22 protein-coding genes and 4 pseudogenes are annotated in these 20,920 nt (G+C 64.4%); 12 read left to right on the plus strand and 14 right to left on the minus strand.

All coding sequences use genetic code 11. The features are described from left to right. Window positions 1-173: 173 nt before the first annotated feature. Window positions 174-623, minus strand: a complete 450-nt coding sequence (locus AX685_RS00525; RefSeq protein WP_007406364.1) for a hypothetical protein — start codon at window positions 621-623, stop codon at window positions 174-176. 116 nt (window positions 624-739) lie between these two features. On the opposite strand from AX685_RS00525, the gene AX685_RS00530 reads away from it, so the two are divergent. Next, window positions 740-1,153, plus strand: coding sequence for a LexA family protein (locus tag AX685_RS00530; RefSeq protein WP_007406310.1), 414 nt, complete (start codon window positions 740-742; stop codon window positions 1,151-1,153). 5 nt (window positions 1,154-1,158) lie between these two features. Then, window positions 1,159-2,418 carry a Y-family DNA polymerase gene (locus AX685_RS00535; RefSeq protein WP_007406368.1) on the plus strand — a complete coding sequence of 420 codons (1,260 nt, stop codon included), beginning with the start codon at window positions 1,159-1,161 and terminating at the stop codon, window positions 2,416-2,418. A 2-nt stretch (window positions 2,419-2,420) separates the two neighbouring features. Here the strand turns inward: AX685_RS00535 and AX685_RS00540 are convergent, their stop codons facing one another. Next, a complete protein-coding gene (locus AX685_RS00540; protein WP_010409222.1) occupies window positions 2,421-2,729 on the minus strand; it encodes a hypothetical protein in 309 nt (102 codons plus the stop codon). A 100-nt stretch (window positions 2,730-2,829) separates the two neighbouring features. On the opposite strand from AX685_RS00540, the gene AX685_RS00545 reads away from it, so the two are divergent. Continuing rightward, window positions 2,830-3,123: a response regulator gene (locus tag AX685_RS00545; protein WP_231738481.1), complete on the plus strand. Its 294-nt coding sequence runs from the start codon at window positions 2,830-2,832 to the stop codon at window positions 3,121-3,123. Between the two features lie 641 nt (window positions 3,124-3,764). On the opposite strand, the gene AX685_RS23015 is transcribed toward AX685_RS00545, so the two are convergent. Together AX685_RS23015 and AX685_RS00550 are read right to left on the minus strand one after the other, a co-directional pair. After that, window positions 3,765-4,244 carry a hypothetical protein gene (locus AX685_RS23015; protein WP_231376736.1) on the minus strand — a complete coding sequence of 160 codons (480 nt, stop codon included), beginning with the start codon at window positions 4,242-4,244 and terminating at the stop codon, window positions 3,765-3,767. Window position 4,245: 1 nt separating this feature from the next. Next, window positions 4,246-4,752: a hypothetical protein gene (locus AX685_RS00550; protein WP_066282988.1), complete on the minus strand. Its 507-nt coding sequence runs from the start codon at window positions 4,750-4,752 to the stop codon at window positions 4,246-4,248. A gap of 15 nt (window positions 4,753-4,767) precedes the next feature. On the opposite strand from AX685_RS00550, the gene AX685_RS00555 reads away from it, so the two are divergent. The 4 genes from AX685_RS00555 (at window position 4,768) to AX685_RS00565 (ending at window position 7,025) form a co-directional block, all read left to right on the plus strand. Next, on the plus strand, window positions 4,768-5,385 hold the full coding sequence (locus AX685_RS00555; RefSeq protein WP_066282979.1) for a hypothetical protein: 618 nt from the start codon (window positions 4,768-4,770) through the stop codon (window positions 5,383-5,385). Window positions 5,386-5,396: 11 nt separating this feature from the next. Further along, window positions 5,397-6,104: a DUF6118 family protein gene (locus AX685_RS00560; protein WP_183937292.1), complete on the plus strand. Its 708-nt coding sequence runs from the start codon at window positions 5,397-5,399 to the stop codon at window positions 6,102-6,104. Between the two features lie 67 nt (window positions 6,105-6,171). After that, on the plus strand, window positions 6,172-6,339 hold the full coding sequence (locus AX685_RS21320; RefSeq protein WP_154651464.1) for a hypothetical protein: 168 nt from the start codon (window positions 6,172-6,174) through the stop codon (window positions 6,337-6,339). Then, entirely contained in the window at window positions 6,339-7,025 is a 687-nt protein-coding gene (locus AX685_RS00565; protein WP_029623207.1) for an MT-A70 family methyltransferase, read from the plus strand. Before AX685_RS21320 ends, AX685_RS00565 begins: the two co-directional genes overlap by 1 nt. Here AX685_RS00565 and AX685_RS00570 read toward each other — a convergent pair. From AX685_RS00570 to AX685_RS00585, 4 genes are all read right to left on the minus strand, one after another. Further along, window positions 6,991-7,821 (minus strand): BglII/BstYI family type II restriction endonuclease, encoded by an 831-nt coding sequence (locus AX685_RS00570; RefSeq protein ID WP_010408784.1) that lies wholly within the window; start codon window positions 7,819-7,821, stop codon window positions 6,991-6,993. The genes AX685_RS00565 and AX685_RS00570 overlap by 35 nt on opposite strands. Window positions 7,822-8,388: 567 nt before the next feature. Beyond that, window positions 8,389-8,535 (minus strand): hypothetical protein, encoded by a 147-nt coding sequence (locus AX685_RS21325; RefSeq protein WP_018250478.1) that lies wholly within the window; start codon window positions 8,533-8,535, stop codon window positions 8,389-8,391. Continuing rightward, complete coding sequence (locus AX685_RS00575; protein WP_010408781.1) at window positions 8,535-9,209, minus strand: putative quinol monooxygenase; 675 nt, start codon at window positions 9,207-9,209, stop codon at window positions 8,535-8,537. The genes AX685_RS21325 and AX685_RS00575 overlap by 1 nt, the downstream gene beginning before the upstream one ends. A gap of 365 nt (window positions 9,210-9,574) precedes the next feature. Further along, window positions 9,575-10,750: a zinc-dependent alcohol dehydrogenase gene (locus AX685_RS00585; protein ID WP_035366856.1), complete on the minus strand. Its 1,176-nt coding sequence runs from the start codon at window positions 10,748-10,750 to the stop codon at window positions 9,575-9,577. A 673-nt stretch (window positions 10,751-11,423) separates the two neighbouring features. On the opposite strand from AX685_RS00585, the gene AX685_RS00595 reads away from it, so the two are divergent. Beyond that, window positions 11,424-13,592 (plus strand): catalase, encoded by a 2,169-nt coding sequence (locus AX685_RS00595; protein WP_018250473.1) that lies wholly within the window; start codon window positions 11,424-11,426, stop codon window positions 13,590-13,592. Window positions 13,593-13,687: 95 nt separating this feature from the next. On the opposite strand, the gene AX685_RS00600 is transcribed toward AX685_RS00595, so the two are convergent. Genes AX685_RS00600 through AX685_RS20730 form a run of 4 tightly spaced genes read right to left on the minus strand, consistent with a single transcriptional unit; the run spans window position 13,688 to window position 16,876 of the window. Beyond that, window positions 13,688-14,284, minus strand: coding sequence for an SAM-dependent methyltransferase (locus AX685_RS00600; RefSeq protein WP_066278969.1), 597 nt, complete (start codon window positions 14,282-14,284; stop codon window positions 13,688-13,690). After that, window positions 14,281-14,934, minus strand: coding sequence for a PIG-L deacetylase family protein (locus tag AX685_RS20725; protein ID WP_010408764.1), 654 nt, complete (start codon window positions 14,932-14,934; stop codon window positions 14,281-14,283). Before AX685_RS20725 ends, AX685_RS00600 begins: the two co-directional genes overlap by 4 nt. Beyond that, the gene (locus AX685_RS00605; protein ID WP_010408761.1) at window positions 14,931-15,917 is read right to left on the minus strand and encodes an acyl-CoA dehydrogenase; all 987 of its coding nucleotides are present in this window, start codon (window positions 15,915-15,917) and stop codon (window positions 14,931-14,933) included. Before AX685_RS00605 ends, AX685_RS20725 begins: the two co-directional genes overlap by 4 nt. Continuing rightward, window positions 15,914-16,876, minus strand: a complete 963-nt coding sequence (locus AX685_RS20730; RefSeq protein ID WP_206378455.1) for a glycosyltransferase — start codon at window positions 16,874-16,876, stop codon at window positions 15,914-15,916. Before AX685_RS20730 ends, AX685_RS00605 begins: the two co-directional genes overlap by 4 nt. A gap of 248 nt (window positions 16,877-17,124) precedes the next feature. On the opposite strand from AX685_RS20730, the pseudogene AX685_RS00615 reads away from it, so the two are divergent. Then, window positions 17,125-17,289: pseudogene (locus AX685_RS00615) on the plus strand (hydroxyisourate hydrolase); the annotation flags it as partial. 7 nt (window positions 17,290-17,296) lie between these two features. Here the strand turns inward: AX685_RS00615 and AX685_RS00620 are convergent. Next, window positions 17,297-17,593 (minus strand): hypothetical protein, encoded by a 297-nt coding sequence (locus AX685_RS00620; RefSeq protein ID WP_082442131.1) that lies wholly within the window; start codon window positions 17,591-17,593, stop codon window positions 17,297-17,299. A gap of 244 nt (window positions 17,594-17,837) precedes the next feature. On the opposite strand from AX685_RS00620, the pseudogene AX685_RS20740 reads away from it, so the two are divergent. The 3 genes and pseudogenes from AX685_RS20740 to AX685_RS00640 all read left to right on the plus strand — a co-directional run. After that, window positions 17,838-18,349 (plus strand): annotated as a pseudogene (locus tag AX685_RS20740) (transposase); the annotation flags it as partial. 67 nt (window positions 18,350-18,416) lie between these two features. Next, window positions 18,417-19,445 (plus strand): IS110 family transposase, encoded by a 1,029-nt coding sequence (locus AX685_RS00635; RefSeq protein WP_020493465.1) that lies wholly within the window; start codon window positions 18,417-18,419, stop codon window positions 19,443-19,445. A 207-nt stretch (window positions 19,446-19,652) separates the two neighbouring features. Beyond that, a pseudogene (locus AX685_RS00640) lies at window positions 19,653-19,979 on the plus strand (DDE-type integrase/transposase/recombinase); the annotation flags it as partial. Between the two features lie 214 nt (window positions 19,980-20,193). Here the strand turns inward: AX685_RS00640 and AX685_RS00645 are convergent. Continuing rightward, window positions 20,194-20,920: pseudogene (locus tag AX685_RS00645) on the minus strand (transposase); the annotation flags it as partial.

Genomic DNA, 20,920 nt, shown 5'->3' on the forward strand with positions numbered 1-20,920 from the left:
CACTGTGTGCCTTTTCTATCTAGCGGAGCGGTGTCATTTCTACTTAGCGGTTACACCTGTTTTGTTCGATAATATATCTTATGTTAAATCAATGGCTTAGCAGATTTCCGGCATCGTTCTTGCAGAGACTGACGTGGCTTTTTCGCAGCTAAGGCTTGCCAGTCAGTCGCGAGTTAGCCGCGCCGTCGTTCTCGCGCGCGAGCGTGTCGCGGATCTTCGTAAAGATCCTGCAGCGCGCGCAGCCGAAACGCATTCCACCAGCGTTGCCAGCGATGCTCCTCGGCATCGTGGAGCATGTGACATCGCTGGCATAGCGCGGCGAGATTGCGCGGCGCGCTATTGCCAGGATCATGATCCAGATGCGCGCAGGCCAGCACGACATAGGTGATCCGCACGACGTCGAGCGCGAAGAGGTCGCCGACCTTCACCCGTCGCCCCTCTCCCGATCGCCAGCATCGCGCTTCGCTATCCCACCAGCGCCCATCGCCCAGATGCGCGACGTGCCGAAGATGCGGTCGCCGGCAGCGTTCGCAGCGCCCTCCTGCCCGCACGAACCGGATCTGGTCCGACAGCAGCGGCCAGTCGATCGGGTACAGCCAGCGGTTTTCGGGGCGGATCGGCATCCATGACTCTATGAGTCATGCGAAATGAGAACAAAAGGAAAATCTCGTTCCCTTCATGTTCTTATCCAGCATATCATGCGCGCATGTCCGCGTGTGTGATTCCCCTGTCCCAACCGATGCCGATCGCCGATCTGCCGCCAGCGTTTCGCCTGAGGGTGGTGAGCGCGGCCGGCGCTGGCTTCCCCTCGCCTGCCCAGGACTGGGAGGAAACCGCGATCGATCTCGTGGCGCTGCTGCGCCTCGACCGCGCCGCCAGCTTCGTGTTCCGGGTCAGCGGACAGTCCATGATCGACGCTGGAATCTATGATGACGACGTGGTGGTGGTCGATCGCGACGCCACGCCGGTTAGCGGCCGCATCGTCATCGCCGTGGTCGACGGGGGCTTCGTGATCCGCCAGTTGGTCTGGCGCGACGGCAAGCCGGTCCTCGAGGCCCGCAACGCGCGGATGCGCTACGACGCGGTGATCGCGGATGAGAGTGTCGAAGTGTGGGGCGTCGTCCGCGCCTCCGTGCGCAACCTGCAGGGCTGACCGCCATGTGGGCGATCGCTGACGTCTCCAACTTCTATTGCTCGTCGGAGAGGGTATTCGACCCGTCGCTGCGCGATAAACCGCTCATCGTGCTGAGTAACGGGGACGGCTGCGCCATCGCGCGCTCCGAGGAGGCCAAGGCGCTGCACATCAAGATGGGTGCGCCGATGTTCAAGATTCGTGATATCGTCCGCGAGCATGGCATCCAATACCGCAGCAGTTCCTACGAATTGTATGCCGACATGAATCGTCGCTTCAATCAGGTCCTCGCCGAGCACAGTTGCACGGTCGAGGTGTACTCGATCGACGAATCGTTCTTTCGCCTGCCGGTGCTCCCGAACGGCCTGGGCGACGTGGCGGCCGCGCACCGCGTGATCGCGGCCGTCAAGCGTGCGACGGGCCTGCCGATCCGCATCGGGCTTGGCCCGACCCGGACGCTGAGCAAGGTTGCCAACGCCCTCGCCAAGGCGTCGGAGAAGGTCTGGAAGGGCGTGGTCGACCTGCACGACATCGAGCTGCGGCGGCGCCTGTTCGCGCAATGGCCGGTCGAGGAGGTCTGGGGCATCGCGCGAGCGATGACCGAGCGGCTGCGACCGCTCGGCGTCAGGACGACGGCCGATCTTGCCGCCCTCCCCCCGGAGGTCGCGCGCGACGTGGGGACGGTGGTGCTGGAGCGGCTCGTGCGCGAGCTGAACGGCGTCGAATGCACCGATTTCGAGCCGGAGCCGCCCCCGTCCAAGGCGACCGCGGTGACCCGCTGCTTCGGTGAGCCGGTGCGCGAGGTCGCGGCGCTGCGCGAGGCGATGGTGCGCCGCGCGGTCCGCGCGGCCGAGAAGATCCGCGCGCAGGATCTCGCTGCCACCCGCCTGATCGCCTTTGCCCACGGAAGCCGGTTCAAGCCCAACGCGCCGTCCGCCTCGCGCATAGCGCGGCTGTCGCCGGCGACCAATGATCCGCGCGTGATCGGCGGTATGGCGGGCCGCATGGCGGATGTCATGTACGAAACTGGCGGCGTCTACACCAAGTGCGGCGTCATGCTCGAGGGGCTGGAGCCGATGACCGCGCACCAGGCCGACCTGTTCGCGGTGCCCGATCCGCGATCCCCTGCCCTGCTCGCCGCGATCGACGGGCTCAACGGGCGGTTCGGCCGCAACACGATGCGGCTTGCCTCCGAGGGCTTTGGCCAGAAGAGCTACGACACCAAGCGTGCTTTCAAGAGCCCGTCCTGGACCACGCGGATCGATCAGGTGCCGATCGCGCGGTGAGATCAATAGCGATAGCCTGCCTGCCGGCAGGCCGCTGCCAGCTTCATCACTCGCCCATCCTTCGCGCCGTACTGGCGCAACCGTGCGGAATAGCTGTCGCAATAGCTTTTCGCGCGAGCGGACAGTGGCACCCCGTTCGGACCTCGCGCGGTCGCCGCCCCGCCCCGTTCGGCATAGCCACGAGCAGTCGCTGACTGAACCTGGGTGCGCGCTTGCGCGCCCAGATCGACTGCGCCGGGCATGTCCTGCGCGCCGGCAGGGGTCGCGATCGCGAATATCCCGACCGTGAACACAGCAACCAGGCTACGCATTCGATGTTCTCCCTCGAATTTCCGTCAGGCCATCAACGATTTGGCGGCAGCATCGTGCCGGTCGCGGGAGCGATTATGGATACAGGCGGTTGTAGAGGTGATGAACACGTCGACCGTACCTTTCGCGCTCGCGGTCGATGACGTCCCGATCATCCTGATGGACATGACGCTGATCCTGGAGGACGCCGGCTTTCGCTGTCATGAGGCGATGGACGGCGATACCGCGATCGTGCTGCTGGAGGAGCAGGCCGACAACACCATCCTGCTGTTCTCCGATGTCGAGATGCCGGGATCGATCAACGGCTTTGCGCTGGCGCGTCATGTCGCACAGCACTGGCCCTGGATCGAGATCGTGATCGCCAGCGGCAATATCTGTAGGCGCTTGCAATCATAACGGCGCCTGCTCGCAAACAGCCAGATTTTCTGCTCACGCTATCTGCCACTGGCGCGTGGCAACCTGCTCAAATTATCTGCCAGTGTGCTCGCCATTATCCGGCGCTGCTTGCAAACGAGGCGTCATGCTCACGCTTTCTACCAGTGGGTTCTCCAAACCCGTCGCCGGCAGACGCTTTTGCGAAGCACGTTTTCAGAACAGTTCTGACAAGCGGCGGGCAGCAGAAATGCGGTGCGGTCATGGCCCGCCGGCAAGGTCGTCAGAAAGGAAGGCTTTTGCGAACAGCGGGTGGCGCATAGAGCGGGCACAGATATACGTTTACGACTGAACCAGTCGAAGCGCGCTGGCCGCGACCGTCCCGAATGGGATCAATGGTCGGGATAGGATTCTCTTCATGCCCCAGCCGGTATAAAGGAACCGCCCCGATCGTAGCGGCTGCGTCGTTATCCCGCCTACCCAACCCGTGGGCTCGACCTTCGGCCCAGCCGGGCCCGCCTCAACGTGGCCCGTCGACTGCGATGACCGCGGCGTCGTCTAGCTGGAACCGGCCAAAGTCGTCGTCGCCCCATAACGAACGCTCCAGCCGGCCGACAAGCCGGATCGGCTTCCCGGTCGGCATTGACCCATAAGGCAGCGAGTATTCATGGTTTTGCGTCGAGGGAGCCGATCATAGGCAGGAATACGGCACAACCCGTTTCCTTGCAGGAAAGATCAAGCACCAGGTTCTTCCCCGATCCGTCGTTCCGCCCAGCAAACGTCCACAGAAGGCTGCGGCGCTCGGGATAGTTCGGGTCGGCGACACGGTAGGAAGCTACGCCTGCGGGGCGGCCGTCGAGCGTGAGCTGATCCGCTTTGTAGTTGGTCCCGGAGCTCGCGATCGGCAGCGCCGATCCTCGGCCTGTCACTGTGAACATGCCTTCGTAGCCCGGCCCGCGCAGCAGGAACACCGGATCGTCTACCGGGTCCTTTCCCGCCTTCAGAGTCGCATCTGATGGAATGGCGACCGTGCAGCACGAAGGGATCCCGACCGACTTCCAGCCGGCCGGGACCTCGGGTTGCGGTGCGTTCGGCGAGCAGGACACTAGCAGCAATCCCGCTACCGACCACACCGCGACCCTCATATCACCGCACTCCGTAGGCGTTGCGAAGCGCTGTCGTCTCCGTCGAGCACGGGGTGCGACGCACCACGCCCGCCGGCTGACTATAGTGCATGACGCACGCCGTGTTGTTGGCTTCACCGAAGCCCAAAGCATGGCCGAGCTCATGCGTCATGGTCGACTCATAATCAAACGAGCCGGAAGGAGGGCTCGACCGAGTAGACGGGCAATGGAACCGCCCACCCGACTCATCGCCATAATACCAGAGGTAATCGGCCTTCACGATCACGTCTGCCTGGGTGATGGTCGATCCGCTGGTCCACAGGTTGGTCGACGCGAGGGCGGTCGAGTTGGTGGGATAGCCGTCCTCCACGGTCACGATCTGAGCCGTGGTCTCGGTCCCTCGCGTGGTGGTCAGGTTATTCGCCGCGTCCCACTGATAGTAGAAGCGCGACCCTTGAGCGTTCCAGTTGCTGACCGCTCGCCCGAGGGCAGGGTCGCAGCCCGCCGGCATGGCGATGTGCAGGTACACCGACTTGGTAGGGACATGTTCGCGGGCTTCCGGCCCAAGCCTGCCGCCACGCCGGAGAAGGCACCTACCCCGGATCGTGCTGGCGCGGCGAGCGGCGGCAAGCCGGATCAGGCCAGGGCGATCGAACGCTATGCGCGGGCGTCGGCCGACATAGGCCGGATGCGCGCGCAGGAGCTGCCGGTGCTGCCGCATCAGGAGAGCGCGTTGCGCCGCGCCGGCGAGGCGCTGGACCAGGTGCGGCCCGATGCTGCGCGCGACCTCGCTTCCGCGTTCCGTCGCGATCCTGGGCTGATCGGGCAGGCGGCGGAGGGCAAGACCGGCGGCGCGGTGCGCGCGATGGCCGAGGAGCGCCGGGTGCGGCTCGACTCCGACGCGCGCGCCGACCGGTTTGTGGAGAGTTGGCGGGGACTGGCGCGCGAGCGGGCAGGCGGCGACCAGGTCCGGGCCGAGAAGGCTACCACGCGCATGGGCGCGATGGCCGAGGGCCTGCGCCGGGACCCTGAGCTGGCGAAGGCGCTGGAGCGCCGCGCGCCCGAGCTGGAGCTGAAACTGGAGCGCGGCCGGAGCATCGAGAAATCGCTGGAGCAGTCGATCGGGATCGGCCGCGAGCGCGACAGGGGCATGAGCCTATAAGGGGATGACGTGTGACGGATGAAGAAGGGCCGAATGAAGCCGCACAGGCGTTCGAAGAGCTGCGCGCCGAGGTGACGCTGATGCGCCGTGCCGTCGAGCGGCTGACGGCCGAGCGCATGGAGGTGCCGGAACCGCCCGACTATTCCGAGACGTTAGGCGTGATCGCCAACAACATCACCGCCACCGCGCAGCGCGTCGATATGCTGGTCAAAAGCCCGATGCTGGCGATGACGCCCGAGCTATTGGCGGGACGGATCACCGCGGCGGCAAGCACGGCGCGCCAGGAAGACCGGCAGACGATCGCTACGGCGCGCACCGGCCTGGAGGACGTGACGCGCCAGCTTCACAGCTATGTCGTGTCGGCGCGGCGTGGCGATGAGCAGAACCGCTGGCTGATGTGGAGCGCGATCGGCGGGATTGTGGTCGGCATGATCCTGTGGGCGGTGTTCGCCGGCATTGTCGCGCGCGCCGTGCCCGCGAGCTGGCAATGGCCGGAGAAGATGGCGGCACGCTCGCTCGACCTGCCGATGTGGGAAGGCGGCCAGCGCCTCATGCGGGCAAGCGCGCCCGACGCTTTCGCCAACATCGCCGCGGGTGATCGAATTGTGACCGCCAATCGTGAGGTGCTGGAGGCGTGTCAGAAGCGCGCCAACAAGACAGGAAAATCGGTGCAGTGCACCGGCACGGTCGAGCCAGTAGGCAAAGAGGCTCGTAAGTGAGGGTAATCGTCTTGCAATCCGTATTACAAGGCAATACCAGAACATACATGGTACGCCGGAGAGGCATATGGCAGACGATATCGTTGTAACAGTGCGGGTGCCGAAGAAGCTCGCGCAAAAGGCACGGCAAGTTGCTGATAGTCGTGACGAAACAGTGAGTCAGGTCATCCGGCGAGGCTTGCGTGGCTATGTGGGTCGCGCGCCAAAATCGATTAAGAATGAGGACGCAGCCTAATGTCAGAATCCAAGCGCAAGGCGTCCAAGAAGTCACCGGATTATAGTCCGGCAGCTATGGATCTGTTGAACGTCGCAGGGGGCGGCAATTTCAGAACAGTACTGGCGGATCCGCCGTGGCAGTTTCAAAACCGTACCGGGAAGGTGGCACCCGAGCACCGCCGCCTAAACCGCTACGGGACAATGACGCTGGACGAGATTTGCGAGCTACCGGTGCAGGAGTGCGTTGCGCCAACCGCCCACCTCTACCTGTGGGTGCCTAATGCGCTCTTGCCGGACGGCTTGCGTGTAATGCGGGAATGGGGCTTTGAGTATAAATCCAACATCGTATGGCGGAAGATCCGCAAGGATGGCGGATCTGATGGTCGGGGCGTGGGATTCTATTTCCGCAACGTTACAGAACTGATCCTATTTGGCGTCCGGGGCAAGAACGCCCGCACGCTTGATCCGGGTCGGACACAGGTGAACTATCTTGAGAGCCGCAAGCGGGAGCACAGCCGTAAGCCTGACGAGCAATATCCGCTGATTGAGGAATGCAGCCCCGGCCCGTTCTTGGAGATGTTCTCGCGTGGAACGCGGCCGGATTGGACCGTATGGGGCAACCAGGCGGACGAGGAATATACCCCTTCCTGGCCGACGTATGCCCATCACTCTAGGGCTGGGCTGGTGGCGGAAGCGGCTGAATAGGCTCAGCAAGGATCTCCTGCTCCTCCTCGCCCTCGGCGATGGCGCCCACGTCGAGATGCTCATCGAAAGTGACGATTGAGCTGGGTAGTCCAATGAGGAGGAGCGGGCATGGATTGCCGACGCCGCGGTGCACGCGATCTTCTAGCTTTCGCCAATGGGTCGTGGCGGCCCCATATTTATCCTTCACGAAACTAAGCGACCAAGCGTCTGCAAAGGTCGCGCCGCCTGCTCGCATACGCCGAGCAACATCGGCCTTCTGCCGGGGGGTGGGCGTCAGTCCCAAAGATCCAAGGTCATCACTCGACTCCAGACCCCGCTCGGTTGCAAACCGGCGGACGAGCTGCACCATGTCGTCCTGTAGGCTCGATCCCCGCGTGACAATCACGCCAACGCTGATCGCCCCCTCCGCGTGCAGCCGCTTAAAGTTCTCCAGGTCGCGGTCGAAGAATGGATCCTTGTTGTTCCACTCGATTTCGAGCGCGATGACGCGGCCATCGGCGAAGGTACGGACATGATCGACCTCATGGGAGATCGACTCCCTTTGGACGCCGTTGATGCGCTTTTCGATCGTGAAATTGACCTTGTGCCAGCCCAGCTCGGCCAAGGCGCGCCGGAGACGCTGAGTGCCCTTTGTCTCGCCTCCACCCGAGCCGATGATCTCCTCAATTGGGATGGATAGCGCGCCGAGCGCCGCTTCCAACTCCCCGATCGCGTCGGGAAAATCGACGCTCAGGATGGCCGTGGCATGGCTGTGAAACTCAATTTGGAAGCCGCGAGCGGCCAGATCTTCAAACATGCTCGTCCAAGAGTCGCTTCTGATGCGCCCAGGTGCCATAGATTGCCGGGCTAGGGCGAGGCCCCTATGCTCACCGAGGCGATTGCGCACGAGAGGATTGGCCACCTATCCGACTTTGCCGGCAAGCGGGTAGAGCGGTGGTGGGTGGATGCCCTGTTTCTCGCACTAGATCGTCTCATTGAGGATAGGGAGCTGGACGGAGAGCGCGTCAGCCCTGAGCGCTACGGCTCCCTATTGGGGCGATCGAGCTTCGCCCAAATTGCGGGTGCCCGCAGCTTGGAGAAGGATCTTGCGACCAAGCACCTAGTCGCCCTCTACACCGCTTGTGGCGGTAGAGAGCGCTTTTCCGATCAGCACGTCCGTGAGCGGACGGAACTGACCATACCCGATGTTCAATGGTTTGCCGCTAACGACAATCGACCCCAGGGAGCTGTGCATCCCTCAAATCCACGGTTCACTACCCGCTCTGCTGAGGCCTTGGCGGGCGATTTTACATTGGAGGATCTGGGCTTCATCTTCGTTCCTTCGTCACTACGACGAAGCCCAGATCCTCCTTAAATCACAACCTCAAATCTGTGCCATTGGTGCTGACGGCGGACACGCGACCTTGGTGAGCTTCGAATCCGTGCCCGCGGACTTGAACGCGAACGCGGCCCCGGCTGCCGCGGTGCTGGCGACGGCCGCTCCAACGAGCACCTTCTGCTTCGTGTCCATCAGACTGTCCCTCTCTCAAGGGGCCGCGCGACCGACGTGTTCCTGCTCGTCCTCTCCTCATCACCAGCGGATGCAATCTTGAACGCCAAGATTTGTGCGCGGTGGATCTGGGGAGGCTCGGCGAACAGCGAAGCAGCGCTTCCGGATAGCGCCGTGCCGATTTCGCCCGACAGATGCGTCTCGCGCCCTGCCTCGTCGGCGAAGGTATCGAGGATGGCGAACCGAGTCTTTCCGAGACGCAGAGCGTACCACGACAGGGTGCCAGGCTCCCGCTCCACGGCCGATCGGGCTCCTTGGAGGAAGCGGGCAACCTCTTCCTCCGCACCGTCCCGTGCTTCAAGCGGAACATGCAGGGCCAAGCGCGGCAGGGCGTCCGCCGCCGGCACCTTGAGGGCGAGGATGTCGGCCGGCTCGATCTCCGGCAATCCGTTGAGGATGGTGAAGGTCTTCACGACCAGCGCCCGGCCGACCGTGCCGAACAGATGCTTCAGCCGGCCGGCATTGCCGGGGAAGGTATCGAAGATGGCGAAGTCGGCGGGGCCAAAGCGCAGCGCGTACCAGTGCCGCGTGTCCTGCTCATGCTCGACCGGCTCCAGCGCACCCCGGAGGAATTCAGCGGCATCTTCCTGGTGGGTCGGCCCGGCTTCAATGCCTACGAACAGTGCCTTGTGCATCTTTTCTCTCCTTGTTCCGATGGTAGCGCCTCGAGCTCCACGGAAGGCGTCCTGGGCCTAAATCATGGGAAGTTCGCGCGGCCGGGCGCCGACAGCCCGTTCGGCCAGGGCGACTTCCCCGGCCCGCGCACCCCTGGCGGGCGCGTGCTGGAGGAGATCGCGGCCAGCCACGGCGCGACCGCACGCCAAGTGGCGCTTCGCTTCCTGGTGCGTCGGCCATCGCTGTTCGCTATGGTCAACGAGTCCTGACCCTAGGTCTGCCGACATACTTGGTCGCAAGCTGATCGACACCGCCGCTACACGTGCTCCAAAGCGGCGGTGTCGATCGGCATCGATAAGCGTCCTGTTCCCGGTTATTCCGCCAATCAACCGTGCGGGCGCATAACAACCTTGATCACACCTTCTTCCTTGTCGCGGAATTTAGCGTACATTTCTGGCGCGTCTTCAAGACTGGCCGGGTGGGTGATCACGAAGCTGGGGTCGATCGCGCCCGCGACGATTTTTTCCAGCAACGGTCTAGTATAGCGCTGCACGTGGGTTTGGCCGAGCTTGATCGTTAGTCCTTTGTTCATCGCTGCACCGATCGGAAGCTTGTCACCCATCCCGACGTAGACGCCGGGCACGGAGACCGTGCCGCCCTTGCGGCAGCTCATGATCGCCTGCCGCAGGACGTGGACGCGATCAGTGGCGAGCATCATGCTTGCCTTCACCTTGTCCATGACCGCGTCCGCCGCCCCGTGCGCGGCCGCCTCGCAGCCGACAGCATCGATGCAGCTGTCGGGGCCCCGGCCCTTGGTTCGCGCCTGCAGCTCGTCGTAGACATCGGTTTCGGCGAAGTTAATCGTCTCAGCGCCACCGGCCTCCGCCATGGCGAGTCGCTCGGGCACCTCGTCGATCGCGATCACGCGGCCGGCGCCCATCATCAGCGCGGAGCGGATGGCGAACTGGCCGACCGGACCGCAGCCCCAGATCGCGACGGTGTCGCCATGCTCGATCTGCGCATTCTCGGCGGCCATGTAGCCGGTCGGGAAGATATCCGATAGGAAGAGGGCCTGCTCGTCGGTAACGTTGTCGGGAATCTTGATCGGACCGACATCCGCCATCGGCACGCGGAGATACTCCGCCTGACCGCCGCAGTAGCCGCCCAGCATGTGGCTGAAGCCGAACAGCCCGGCGGGCGAATGGCCCATCGCCTTGGCGGCCATCTCGGCGTTCGGATTGGTCCGATCGCAGGCCGCAAACAGACCCTTCTTGCAGAACCAGCAATCGCCGCAGCTGATCGTGAACGGCACCACCACCCGGTCCCCGATCTTGAGGTTGGTGACCTCGGACCCGAGCGCCACGACCTCGCCCATGTTCTCGTGGCCGAGGATGTCGCCGGCCTCCATGGTGGGCTGGTAGCCATCCAGCAGGTGAAGGTCCGACCCGCAGATCGCGCAGGCGGTTACTTTGATGATCGCATCGCGCGGGTGCTTGATCTCGGGATCCGCAACGGTGTCGACGCGGACATCGCCTTTACCGTGCCAGCATAGTGCGCGCATGTCGTTTCCTCATCTGAGTGCATGTCCCTGTCGTCAGGGCCATGTCTATGACGCTCAACGCCTTGAGCCGCGGCATGGGTCCCTGTCCATTTGATTCGTTTACATCAACGAGCGGCCGTAAAACGGCCGTACGGCCAGCGGGTTGAACGCAGACGGCATGCCCGGCTTGAAAGCCAGCAAGATAATGAAGTGGGTCGCCCAGGCCGTGCAGCCGGCCGACACGATGGTGATAGGTTCTCACAGGCTGCGCGTCTTCCGCCCTGAGCGTATGGCATGGTCGGCCAGGGCAAAGGACGCATAGATTCCGCAGAGGCAAACCAGGCCGGCGAGCAGCACCAACCACAGATCGTGGTCGTGCCGGACGCAGTCGAAAACCTGTACGACCTGGGAGTACATCATGCTCGGCTAACGGCAAGGCGTTAAGACATCTCCAACCGGCTCATATCGGCTTTCCCTGGCTGTGATCCAGGACCAAGGAAGCCGCAGTCGGGTTCTGCGCAGCCATGAACACTTACGTTGCCGAGCCCGCGCCTGTCGTCCGAACCGGCGACCATGCTCGACTGACATAACTTGATTTCGGTCCTCCGGGTCGGTTCCCAGTCGCTACAAAGATTTATGCCTCGCATCGCCGTGGCGCTGGTGGCATTAAGGGCATGATCGGAGGATTACGTCCATGGCACGCAAGAGCATCAAAAGCGACGCGGTGAAACTCAAGGGCGAGACGGCCAAGAAGGCACCGCCGCTGCCGGCGGGTGCCGACCAGCCGACGAACTATGCCGAGCAGCAGGGCCATGGCGGCGAAACCCGCCAGACGACCTCGGACGCGGCACTTACCATGACCACGCAGCAGGGCATCCCGATCGCGGACGCCCAGAACAGTCTCAAGGCGGGTCTGCGGGGCCCCACGCTGCTCGAGGACTTCATCCTCCGCGAAAAGATCTTCCATTTCGATCACGAGCGCATCCCGGAGCGCGTCGTCCACGCACGCGGCTATGGCGCGCACGGCGTGTTCGAGCTGACCGACAGTCTGGCCGACTACACCCGCGCCGACGTGCTGAGCACGGTCGGGCAGCAGACGGAGGTGTTCGTCCGCTTCTCAACGGTAGCGGGCAACAAGGGCTCGCGCGATCTGGCGCGCGACGTGCGCGGCTTCGCCGTCAAGATGTACACGAAGCAGGGCAACTGGGACATCGTCGGCAACAACATCCCGGTGTTCTTCATCCAGGATGCCATCAAGTTCCCCGATCTGGTCCATGCGGCTAAGCAGGAGCCCGACCGGGCGTTCCCCCAGGCGCAAACCGCACACGACAATTTCTGGGATTTCGCCAGCCTCACCCCGGAAGCCTGGCACATGATCATGTGGATCATGTCCGATCGCACGATCCCCCGCTCCTTCCGCACGATGGAGGGCTTCGGCGTCCACAGCTTCCGCCTGGTGAACGCGGAAGGCAGGTCGACCTTCGTCAAGTTCCACTGGAAGCCGCGCCAGGGGCTCCAGTCGGTGCTGTGGAACGAAGCGGTCAAGATCAGCGGCGCCGATCCCGACTATCATCGCCGCGATCTCTGGGAGGCGATCGAGAGCGGTGACTTCCCGCAATGGGATCTCGGCGTCCAGCTGTTCGATCAGGAAACCGCCGACAAGCTTCCCTTCGACCATCTCGACTCGACCAAGCTCATCCCCGAGGAGGACGTGCCGGTCCGCATCGTCGGTACGCTCACGCTTAATCGCAACGTCGACAACTTCTTCGCCGAAACCGAGCAGGTCGCCTACTGCACGCAGAACATCGTGCCGGGCATCGACTTCAGTGACGACCCGCTGCTGCACGGCCGCAACTTCTCCTATCTCGATACCCAGCTGAAGCGGCTCGGCAGCCCGAACTTCACCCACCTGCCGATCAATGCCCCGCGCTGTCCGGTGATGAACTTCCAGCAGGACGGCCACATGGCGATGCGCAATCCGAAGGGGCGCGTGAACTATGAGCCGAACAGCTGGGGCGCGGAAGGCGGTCCGCGCGAGAACGCGGAGATCGGCTTCACCAGCTTCCCCGCCGAGGTTCAGGGGACTAAGCAGCGGGTTCGGTCCGAAACCTTTGCCGATCATTACAGCCAGGCGCGGCAGTTCTATCTCAGCCAGCAGCCGATCGAGCAGAAGCACATCGGCGACGCGCTGGTGTTCGAGCTGTCGAAGGTAGATCGTGTCGACATCCGGGCCCGGGCGGTCAGCCACCTGCGCAACATCGACGAGGATCTCGCCGCTACCGTTGCGGACGGGCTCGGCCTTGACCTGCCGGACGCCGCCAAGGCGGCCAAGCCGACGCTAGACCTGCCGACATCGTCGGCGCTCTCGATCGTCGCCAACGGCCCGGCGAATTTCGCCGGGCGAAAGATGGGCCTGCTGCTGACCGATGGGTCGAGCGCCGAGCTGTTCAATGCGCTGACGAAGGCGCTGGAAGCCGAAGGCGCGGTCTGGGAGGTGGTCGCGCCGAAGATCGGCGGGGTCACGCTCGACGACGGCACCAAGGTCGCGGCCAAGCAGAAGATCGACGGCGGACCTTCGGTCCTGTTCGATGCCGTCGCGGTGCTCCCGTCCGAGGAGGGGGTTGCGATGCTCGCCAAGGATGCGGCCTCCAAGGACTTCGTGGCGGACGCGTTCGGCCACTGCAAGTTCATCGGCTACACCGATGCAGCCGCCACGTTGTTCGACGCTTCTCGAGTGCCGGAGCTTGACGATGGCTTCGTAGCCCTAAGCAAGAGCAAGGACGTCAAGGCGTTCGTCACGACCTGTCGTGACCTCAGGTTCTGGGCTCGGGAGATGAAGGTCGATCTCGACGCGGCGGCCTGACGACCCTGGCGGGAGCGGCAGGTGGACGTCCTGCCGCTCCACTTAACGGCAAGCCTCATATCGCACGGACGTGGGACGTGCTGCCTCGCTCGCGTTCAAGGGGATCGGGGCACACCGTCGGCGCGGGCCGCGGTGACGACCCAGCGGCGGGTGCGGCGCACGGTGCGAACCGTCCAACGACGCCCGGTCTCTGCGAGGAACCGGGCGTGGATTCCTGCCGCGTGCTGGGCGAAGTCGTAGTAGTCGATCCTGTGGTGCGCGAGCACGATGGTGCCGTCTCCCCGCAGGCGAGCGGCCATCTCACGCGCAACCCGGGCCATCTCTCGCGCTGAGAGGTAATACAGGATCTCGGCGATCACGATCACGTCATAGACGAGACGTGGCGGTCGACCGGGGAGCACGAGCAGCGATGCGCACGCACGAGGCCAGGCCGCGACGGCGCGTGCCGTCAGGTCGACCCCCTCCCTCGTGCCCTCGGTCGCATCGAGGCACAACGCCATCCTCGCGATCGCGGCACTGTTGGATCCGTTGCCGCTGGCCAGCTCCAGCACCCGTCCGACCGGTCGGTGACCTATCGCGTGCAGGATCACGGCACGCTTCACCGCCTCGTCACGGGCGGTGAAGGTGCGCCAGGGATCGTCGTCGCCGGCGAACTTGGCGGCGAACCCGGCAAGATCGATCGGGCTCGTCACTTCGAACCCGGCCGGTAGCGCTCGACCGGACGAGCAAAGGCCGCAAGCTCGTGTCTCGCGATCGTGAAGCCTGCTGGATCATCGGAAACGGCGCCGAGCTGCGTCCGGTAGACGCGGATCAGCGACCGCTTAACCGGAACTCCTCCGGGCACAGCGATGCGCCATGCCGGTCCGGACCTGTCCGGGCGAGGCGGCCACACGCGGTAGGTCAGCCGACCGGCGCCACCCGGGCATCGGGCGACGGCCGCTGCTACGGCGCGGTGATCGGGATGGTCGTCATCGCAGGCCGGTCCGACGATGAGATCGAGATCCCGGCATCGTGCGACCTGGCGGCGCAGCGCGCGATAACAGCGTCCCGGGATCGAGGGCAACTGGCCATCGGGCAAATTGAGGAACGAGACGTCGCCAGCAACGATGCCGAGACGACGTAGCGCATGAAGGCTCTCACGCTGGCGCGCCGCGACCAGTCGCGCTCTCGGCCATTGTCGGCTGCCCCGGTGAGACGCGGCACCATCGGTCACGACCGCAACCCGGACCCGAGCTCCATGGCGGCGAAGCCGCGCAATGAGGCCTGCCGCGCCGATGACCTCGTCATCCGGGTGCGGGGCGATCACCAGCGCGACACGTACGTTTCGCAGCGGGATCCTCACAGAATGGGGTCGAGGATGTGCTCGGCGACAGCCTGGCCGACGCGAAAGCGATGCGCGTCGGGCGCAGGCTGGCGCAGGTACACCATGAGATCGGCGATCTTTGCCGCCAGCGGATGCGATAGGAACAATCCCTGCAGCCCCACCGCCTCCTGCGCGATCGTCAGGGCGCGCTCGGCAGAGCCGGCGATCGATAGCCGCGCAGCGGACACCCGGGCGAGGCGTTCCGCATCCGTCCCGCTGAACCAGGCGCCCGCCGTGTCGCGGATGCTCGCCGCTGCACCCTGGGCAAGCAGGAACAGGTCGGCGAGGCGCGATGCCTGGAACGGATCGGAAGCGCGCTCGTGGGTGGTCAGGTGGTCACGCACTGCATCGAGCAGGCCGGCGATGCCCCCGGCATGAACCGCGGCGAAGCGCAGCGCGCCTCCGCTGAAGAACGGCTCCCGCGCATAGCTGCCGGGCTCGCCGATACGGCCGTCTTCACGGATCACAGAGCCGGACCAGCGCACCAGATGTGTCTCCGAGCGCTGCATGCCGATCGTCTGCCACCACTCCCGATCGATGGCAGGCGGATCGGCATCCAGGTCGAGCAGGAGCAGCTGCGGCCCGCGTTCGCTATCCGCAGTTACCAGCGCGTGAGTCAGTATCCCCGCCCCCGATGCATAGCCCTTGCCGCCGGTCAGCCGTCCGCCGGTAAGCACCAGCGACTCACCCGGCAGGCCCGCATTCCACACACCCAGCATCGCTCCCGCAGCGATCCGCGCCCGCAACGCAGCGACCTGGGACGACGTGCCGTATCGAAACACGATTTGCACCGCATCGACATGCCCCTCCAGCAGGCGCCCGATGGGGAGATCCCGGCGTCCCGCAGCGTAAAGAGGGCGGAGCAGGTCCAGATATGCCTCGGGCGTCGTCGGATCGCCGGCGGGGTCGGTCACCCACCCTGCCGCGACGATCGCATGGCGCAGAGCTTTGGTCGTCGTCATACCGCCTGCTCGCAAAGCTGGTGCTCGAGCGTTGCCAGGGCATGCTCGGCCTCGGCGAGGGTGACGTCGGGTATATCGGGCAGCGCCGGCACGACACGCATGGCGAACGCCTCTGCGTTGGGGCAGTCGCGCGCGACGCCGATCACATGGTCACCGGTCAATCCGATACGGTCGCCGAAGCGAGCTGCGACAAAGGAATCGGGGAGCCCGGCCCAAATGCGGCGCGCCTCCGCCTGCTGTCGGTATTGCCATGCCGCCCCTCGGGGATGCGGCATTGAGGGTGCCCCGTGATGGTCGATGGCACTGAGCGCAGCCGCCATGCCGCCCGGCGCCCGGCCGAGCCGCCGTGAGGAGGTCGCAACCACCATGCCGGGATCGCGGCGCACGCGAAACCCGGCGCGCCCGGCATCGTCGAGCAGGGCGGCGTCCTCGCCGCATGGCACCGGCTGGAAGCCACCCAGCGCCTGATAGGCTCCGGGTCGGAAGGCCATGTTGGCGCCTCCCGAGCAGTGGGAGCCGGTCGGACTGTCCCACGGAACGGGGTCGACCGATCGTCGGTAGGCGTGAAGCCGATCGAGGTAGCGCTCGACCCTCCCCTGCACCGGATCCCGCTCCGCTGCGATCCGGACGATTCGCCCGGCGACAAGGTCGGCCGAGGCCAGGCCCTGCAGTGCCGCCCTGACCCAATCGGCACGGGGCTGGCTGTCGGCGTCGGTCGTCAGGAGAATACCGTGGGGCGTGCTCGCCGCATGATGCAGGCCGAGGGCGATGGCGGCCCGGCGTGCACGACCGGCATTGGCATCAGGGGACGGGTCTCCCTGAGCCACCGTGAACGGAAGGGCCATGCGACCAGCATGCTCGAGTATTACCTGCTCGCTCGCATCCGAGCAATTATCAAGGAGGAAGAACACGGCAGCCTCGACGTCGCCCAGGTCCAGTCGCTCGATCGCCTCCAGCAACTTCGGTAACGCAGTCTCCTCGTTGCGGACCGGAACACAGATCGCAGCTGACACAGGTCGCAACGGCACCCCCACCATCGGTTTCGCAGGACCGGCGACCCTGCCTTGCAGGACTGTAGGTGATAAACGCCGGTTTCGATAGCTGCTCGCGGTGATGCAAGATGCCAGATCGTCATGCAGGACTATAGGTTTGCCCGGTTTCAACCGAGATATCGGCGTCGGGTAGGTAGCCGTCGAAGTTCGCGCCGCGCACCTACAAGCTGCTGTTCGACATGGCAGGCTACCCGGATGCGAAGGCGGTGCCATTCTTCCCCGAGATCGATCCCGTGTTCCGCGTCACCGACCCTGCCGCGCACTACCATGTGCCGGTCGTGGTCAGCCCCTTCGGCTACTCCACCTACAGGGGCAATTGATCACCGATCACGCCTCGATCCCTGCCTGGTGCATCGGCTTATAGAGCTCGTGCTCAAGCGACCGCAGGTAGCGGTCGAGGCGCTCTACCAGTGTTGCGACGTCCGCAGCATAGGCTGGGACGTTCGAAGCTATCGCGTTGCTGCTCCAACGCCGTATGTGGTCGGAGTAGCGTAGCCGAAGCTCGCGATCCTCTTCCATGATCCGCTCGTAAGTCGGCATCTGGTCGGCGAAATAGCCTCGAGCCTCCTTGTTCCAGCCCTGCTGTGTAGGCAGATGCTCCCGTACCGCATTGGCCAGGTTCATTCGTAGCCGGCCGAGGTCGGTAAGCGGAGGTCCAGCCCTGACGCAGTCACGAAGTGCGTAGGCAGCGGCGCGGATCGCCTCGTGGGAGCGCCTGCTATCATCGGGCCTCATCATCTCGTTCTACTCGCCATCATCTTACTAGCCGTCATTGCTGGCGCGCCGCGCGCCGATCATGGCCGTCTGAGCTGCCCCCTTCTGAGTGGTCCATCGACTATTACAGTCTGGACCAAGGAAGGGACGACGAATGCCTGCGAAGAAGCACAAGCCCGAGGAGATTATCGGGAAGCTACGTGAGGTTGAGATCATGCTGGGTCAGGGCGGCACGACCGCCGAGGCCTGTCGGCGCATCGCGGTCAGCGAGCAGACCTAATACCGCTGGCGCAAGGAATATGGTGGCCTGAAGACCGATCAGACTCGGCGGATGAAGGATCTGGAAAAGGAGAACCTGCGGCTGCGCCGGGCGATCTCGGATCTGACGCTGGACAAGCTCATCCTGCAGGAGGCAGCCAAGGGAAACTTCTGAGCCCCGCACGGCGTCGGCGCTGCATCGACCAGGTCCGGGAGGTGCTGGATGTATCCGAGCGGCGGGTGTGCCGCGTGCTCGGCCAGCACCGGTCGACGCAGCGCAAGGTGCCGTTCGGGGCAGATGACGAGCTGGCGCTCACCGAGGATATCATCGCCCTTGCCAGGCAGTACGGGCGCTACGGCTATCGCCGGGTGACGGCGCTGCTGCATGCGGCGGGTTGGTCGGTGAACCACATGGCGTAATCAGGAGCGGTGCTCGTTGGGATAGCCTGTCGTCCCCTGAAGAGGAGGACGGAAGATGACCTGCTATGTTGGCCTAGATGTGTCGATGAAGGAGACCGCGATCTGCGTCGTGGACGAAACGGGCGATCGCATATGGGACGGTAAGTCGCGAACGGACCCGGACGCTATTGCGGCCGTGCTGGCGCGGAGGGCCGCAGGAGCCGTGAGGATCGGTATCGAGACGGGCCCGATGACCGTGTGGTTGTGGCACGCATTGACCGAGCGAGAGCTGCCGGTGGTGTGTCTTCATGCCAGGCATGCTGCGGCAGCGCTGAAGCTGCAGATGAACAAGACGGACCGCAACGACGCGTTTGGGTTGGCACGGCTGGTCCGCTCGGGCTGGTACCGGCCGGTCGCTGTTCGCTCGATGGATACGCACCGGTTGCGTGCGCTCCTGATCACGCGAGACCAGCTGGTCGGCATGAGCACCGCGCTCATCAACAAGATACGCGGCCTGGCGAAGACTTTCGGCATTCTGGTCGGACCCGGGAAGGGTGGCACCTTCGAACGTCAGGTCCGGGCAACGCTGCCGGACGATCCGGTGGTCGCCGCACTGTTCGAGAGCCTACTGGCGATGCTGAGCACATTGCGGGAGCAACAGCTTGCCATTGCCAAGCAGCTCGCCCGGGTTGCCCGGCAAAGCGGCGCCTGCCGCTTGATGATGACGATGCCCGGCGTCGGACCGCTGACGGCCGTCAGCTTCATGACCACCATCGAGGATCCTCACCGGTTCCGACGCTCGCAGGATGTCGGCGCCTATCTCGGTCTCACTCCGCGTCGCTACCAGTCGGGCGAGGTCGACATCAACGGCCGCATCTCCAAGTGCGGAGATCGTCTCACCCGCAAGCTGCTGTTCGAAGCGGCCAATGTCATGCTGTCGCGGACCTCGCAGGCGTCGGCGCTGAAGGACTGGGCTGCCGCCATCGGCCGGAGATCGGGCTTCTGGAAGGCGCGCGTTGCGCTGGCCCGCAAGCTGGCGGTGATCCTCCACCGGATGTGGATCGACGGGCGAGGCTTTGACCCAAAGGTGACTGCCATGGCCTGATATCTGCTTTCCGAGCTGCCGCCCCGCCAGGGTGCGGCCACGGCCATCTCGTGACCCGCTTCGTGACCATCTGGAACACGGGAACCACCACATCGAGAGGCCGGCGATCTGGCGCCATGCTGAGGCTGGACCCGTCCTGACCTCGAAGACGACAACGATGCGCAAAAGAAGATCGACTACGAGCACCTTGGCAAACGGCTTGACCGATTAGACGATAAACGGGTGGAACGGATCTGGCGACGCGAGGGGCTGAAGGTGCCGCAGCGCCAGCCGAAACGCGGCCGGTTATGGCTGAACGATGGCTCGTGCATCCGGTTGCGGCCGGAGTATCCGGGGCATGTCTGGGCTTACGACTTCGTCGAGGAACGCACCCATGACGGACGCAAGTTCCGCATCCTTACCATTATCGACGAGGCGAGCAGGGAGTGCCTGGCACTCGTCGTCGCGCGCCAGCTCAAACACGAAGACGTACTGGCAGCGCTGGCCGAGTTGTTCATCGAGCGTGGTCCGCCCGCGCATATCAGGTCGGACAACGTCCTATGTCTGGAAGCAGCGGCGGGTTTTGGCCAGCAGATATCCATGCGCCGACAACCATCGGCGCGGCATGCAATCTGAGCCAGATGGCTTCCACCGTCAACGGGATCGCTCCCTGCCATAGCAAACACAGGATCCAGCGGCGCCGGGGCGGCCGTGGTCCTCACCATCCTTAAAACGAGATACGCACCCAGGTGGAAGGCCCGAACATTATCTACAGGGTCGCTCGACGAGCGCCCTCACGGCACTTGCAGAGAGGGGTCCTTCCACCTGGCATCCGACCGTTCGAGGAACGGCCGGTACTCTGTCCCCGTCTTGACGACGGCGTGAGCCACGCGCGCCATCTTGGCGGTGAGCGCCGTCATCGCCTTGCGGCGACGGTCGGCATCGTCCGCGTGCCCGGCGGTGTACCGTCCGAGCTTGTCACGGAAACTGTTGTCGCGCTGACGCGCGGCGACCTGGGCAGCCATCCAGAAGGTGCGGCGCAGACGCGCGTTGCCGTACTTGGACAGCTTGGTGCGGCCACGAAACGTGCCTGACTGGCACGTTGCGAGATCGAGGCCGCAGAACTTCAGGAACTGTCGATGATGGTTGAAGCGACGCAAATCACCGGCCTCGGCCAGAATGGTCAGCGCGTTAATCGGACCAATGCCCGGAATGTTGCGCAGCAGCTTATAATCAACATGCTCGGCCAGCCTGTCATGGGCAAGCCGCTCTATCTCGTCACGCTGGTGGATGAGGCTGCGTCCCTGCGCGATGACCATGCGGAACATGGTAATTGCTGCCGAATCCTCCGGGACCGGCAGAGCCACCGAAGCGCAGGCCGTTTCGTATATGTCATTGACAAGACGGGCCTTGGAAACCTTGCGGCCGATGAGAGGCCAGGTGAGTTGGCCCCCGAAATGACCTGACAGGGTCTCGCTCTTAGATAAGAGTGAGCC

The organism is Sphingomonas sp. CCH9-F2, from assembly GCF_001556735.1.
GTDB classification, from domain to species: domain Bacteria; phylum Pseudomonadota; class Alphaproteobacteria; order Sphingomonadales; family Sphingomonadaceae; genus Sphingomonas; species Sphingomonas ginsenosidimutans.

Excerpts from the sequence above, each read along its gene's own strand:
- AX685_RS00605 (WP_010408761.1), bottom strand. The coding sequence starts at position 15,917 with ATGACGACGACCAAAGCTCTGCGCCATGCGATCGTCGCGGCAGGGTGG.
- AX685_RS00530 (WP_007406310.1), top strand. The coding sequence starts at position 740 with ATGCCGATCGCCGATCTGCCGCCAGCGTTTCGCCTGAGGGTGGTGAGC.
- AX685_RS00545 (WP_231738481.1), top strand. The coding sequence starts at position 2,830 with ATGAACACGTCGACCGTACCTTTCGCGCTCGCGGTCGATGACGTCCCG.
- AX685_RS00595 (WP_018250473.1), top strand. The coding sequence starts at position 11,424 with ATGGCACGCAAGAGCATCAAAAGCGACGCGGTGAAACTCAAGGGCGAG.
- AX685_RS00635 (WP_020493465.1), top strand. The coding sequence starts at position 18,417 with ATGACCTGCTATGTTGGCCTAGATGTGTCGATGAAGGAGACCGCGATC.
- AX685_RS00565 (WP_029623207.1), top strand. The coding sequence starts at position 6,339 with ATGTCAGAATCCAAGCGCAAGGCGTCCAAGAAGTCACCGGATTATAGT.
- AX685_RS00525 (WP_007406364.1), bottom strand. The coding sequence starts at position 623 with ATGCCGATCCGCCCCGAAAACCGCTGGCTGTACCCGATCGACTGGCCG.
- AX685_RS00620 (WP_082442131.1), bottom strand. The coding sequence starts at position 17,593 with ATGAACCTGGCCAATGCGGTACGGGAGCATCTGCCTACACAGCAGGGC.
- AX685_RS00585 (WP_035366856.1), bottom strand. The coding sequence starts at position 10,750 with ATGCGCGCACTATGCTGGCACGGTAAAGGCGATGTCCGCGTCGACACC.
- AX685_RS00540 (WP_010409222.1), bottom strand. The coding sequence starts at position 2,729 with ATGCGTAGCCTGGTTGCTGTGTTCACGGTCGGGATATTCGCGATCGCG.
- AX685_RS21325 (WP_018250478.1), bottom strand. The coding sequence starts at position 8,535 with ATGGACACGAAGCAGAAGGTGCTCGTTGGAGCGGCCGTCGCCAGCACC.
- AX685_RS00570 (WP_010408784.1), bottom strand. The coding sequence starts at position 7,821 with ATGTTTGAAGATCTGGCCGCTCGCGGCTTCCAAATTGAGTTTCACAGC.
- AX685_RS00575 (WP_010408781.1), bottom strand. The coding sequence starts at position 9,209 with ATGCACAAGGCACTGTTCGTAGGCATTGAAGCCGGGCCGACCCACCAG.
- AX685_RS00535 (WP_007406368.1), top strand. The coding sequence starts at position 1,159 with ATGTGGGCGATCGCTGACGTCTCCAACTTCTATTGCTCGTCGGAGAGG.
- AX685_RS23015 (WP_231376736.1), bottom strand. The coding sequence starts at position 4,244 with ATGAGGGTCGCGGTGTGGTCGGTAGCGGGATTGCTGCTAGTGTCCTGC.
- AX685_RS21320 (WP_154651464.1), top strand. The coding sequence starts at position 6,172 with ATGGCAGACGATATCGTTGTAACAGTGCGGGTGCCGAAGAAGCTCGCG.
- AX685_RS00555 (WP_066282979.1), top strand. The coding sequence starts at position 4,768 with ATGTTCGCGGGCTTCCGGCCCAAGCCTGCCGCCACGCCGGAGAAGGCA.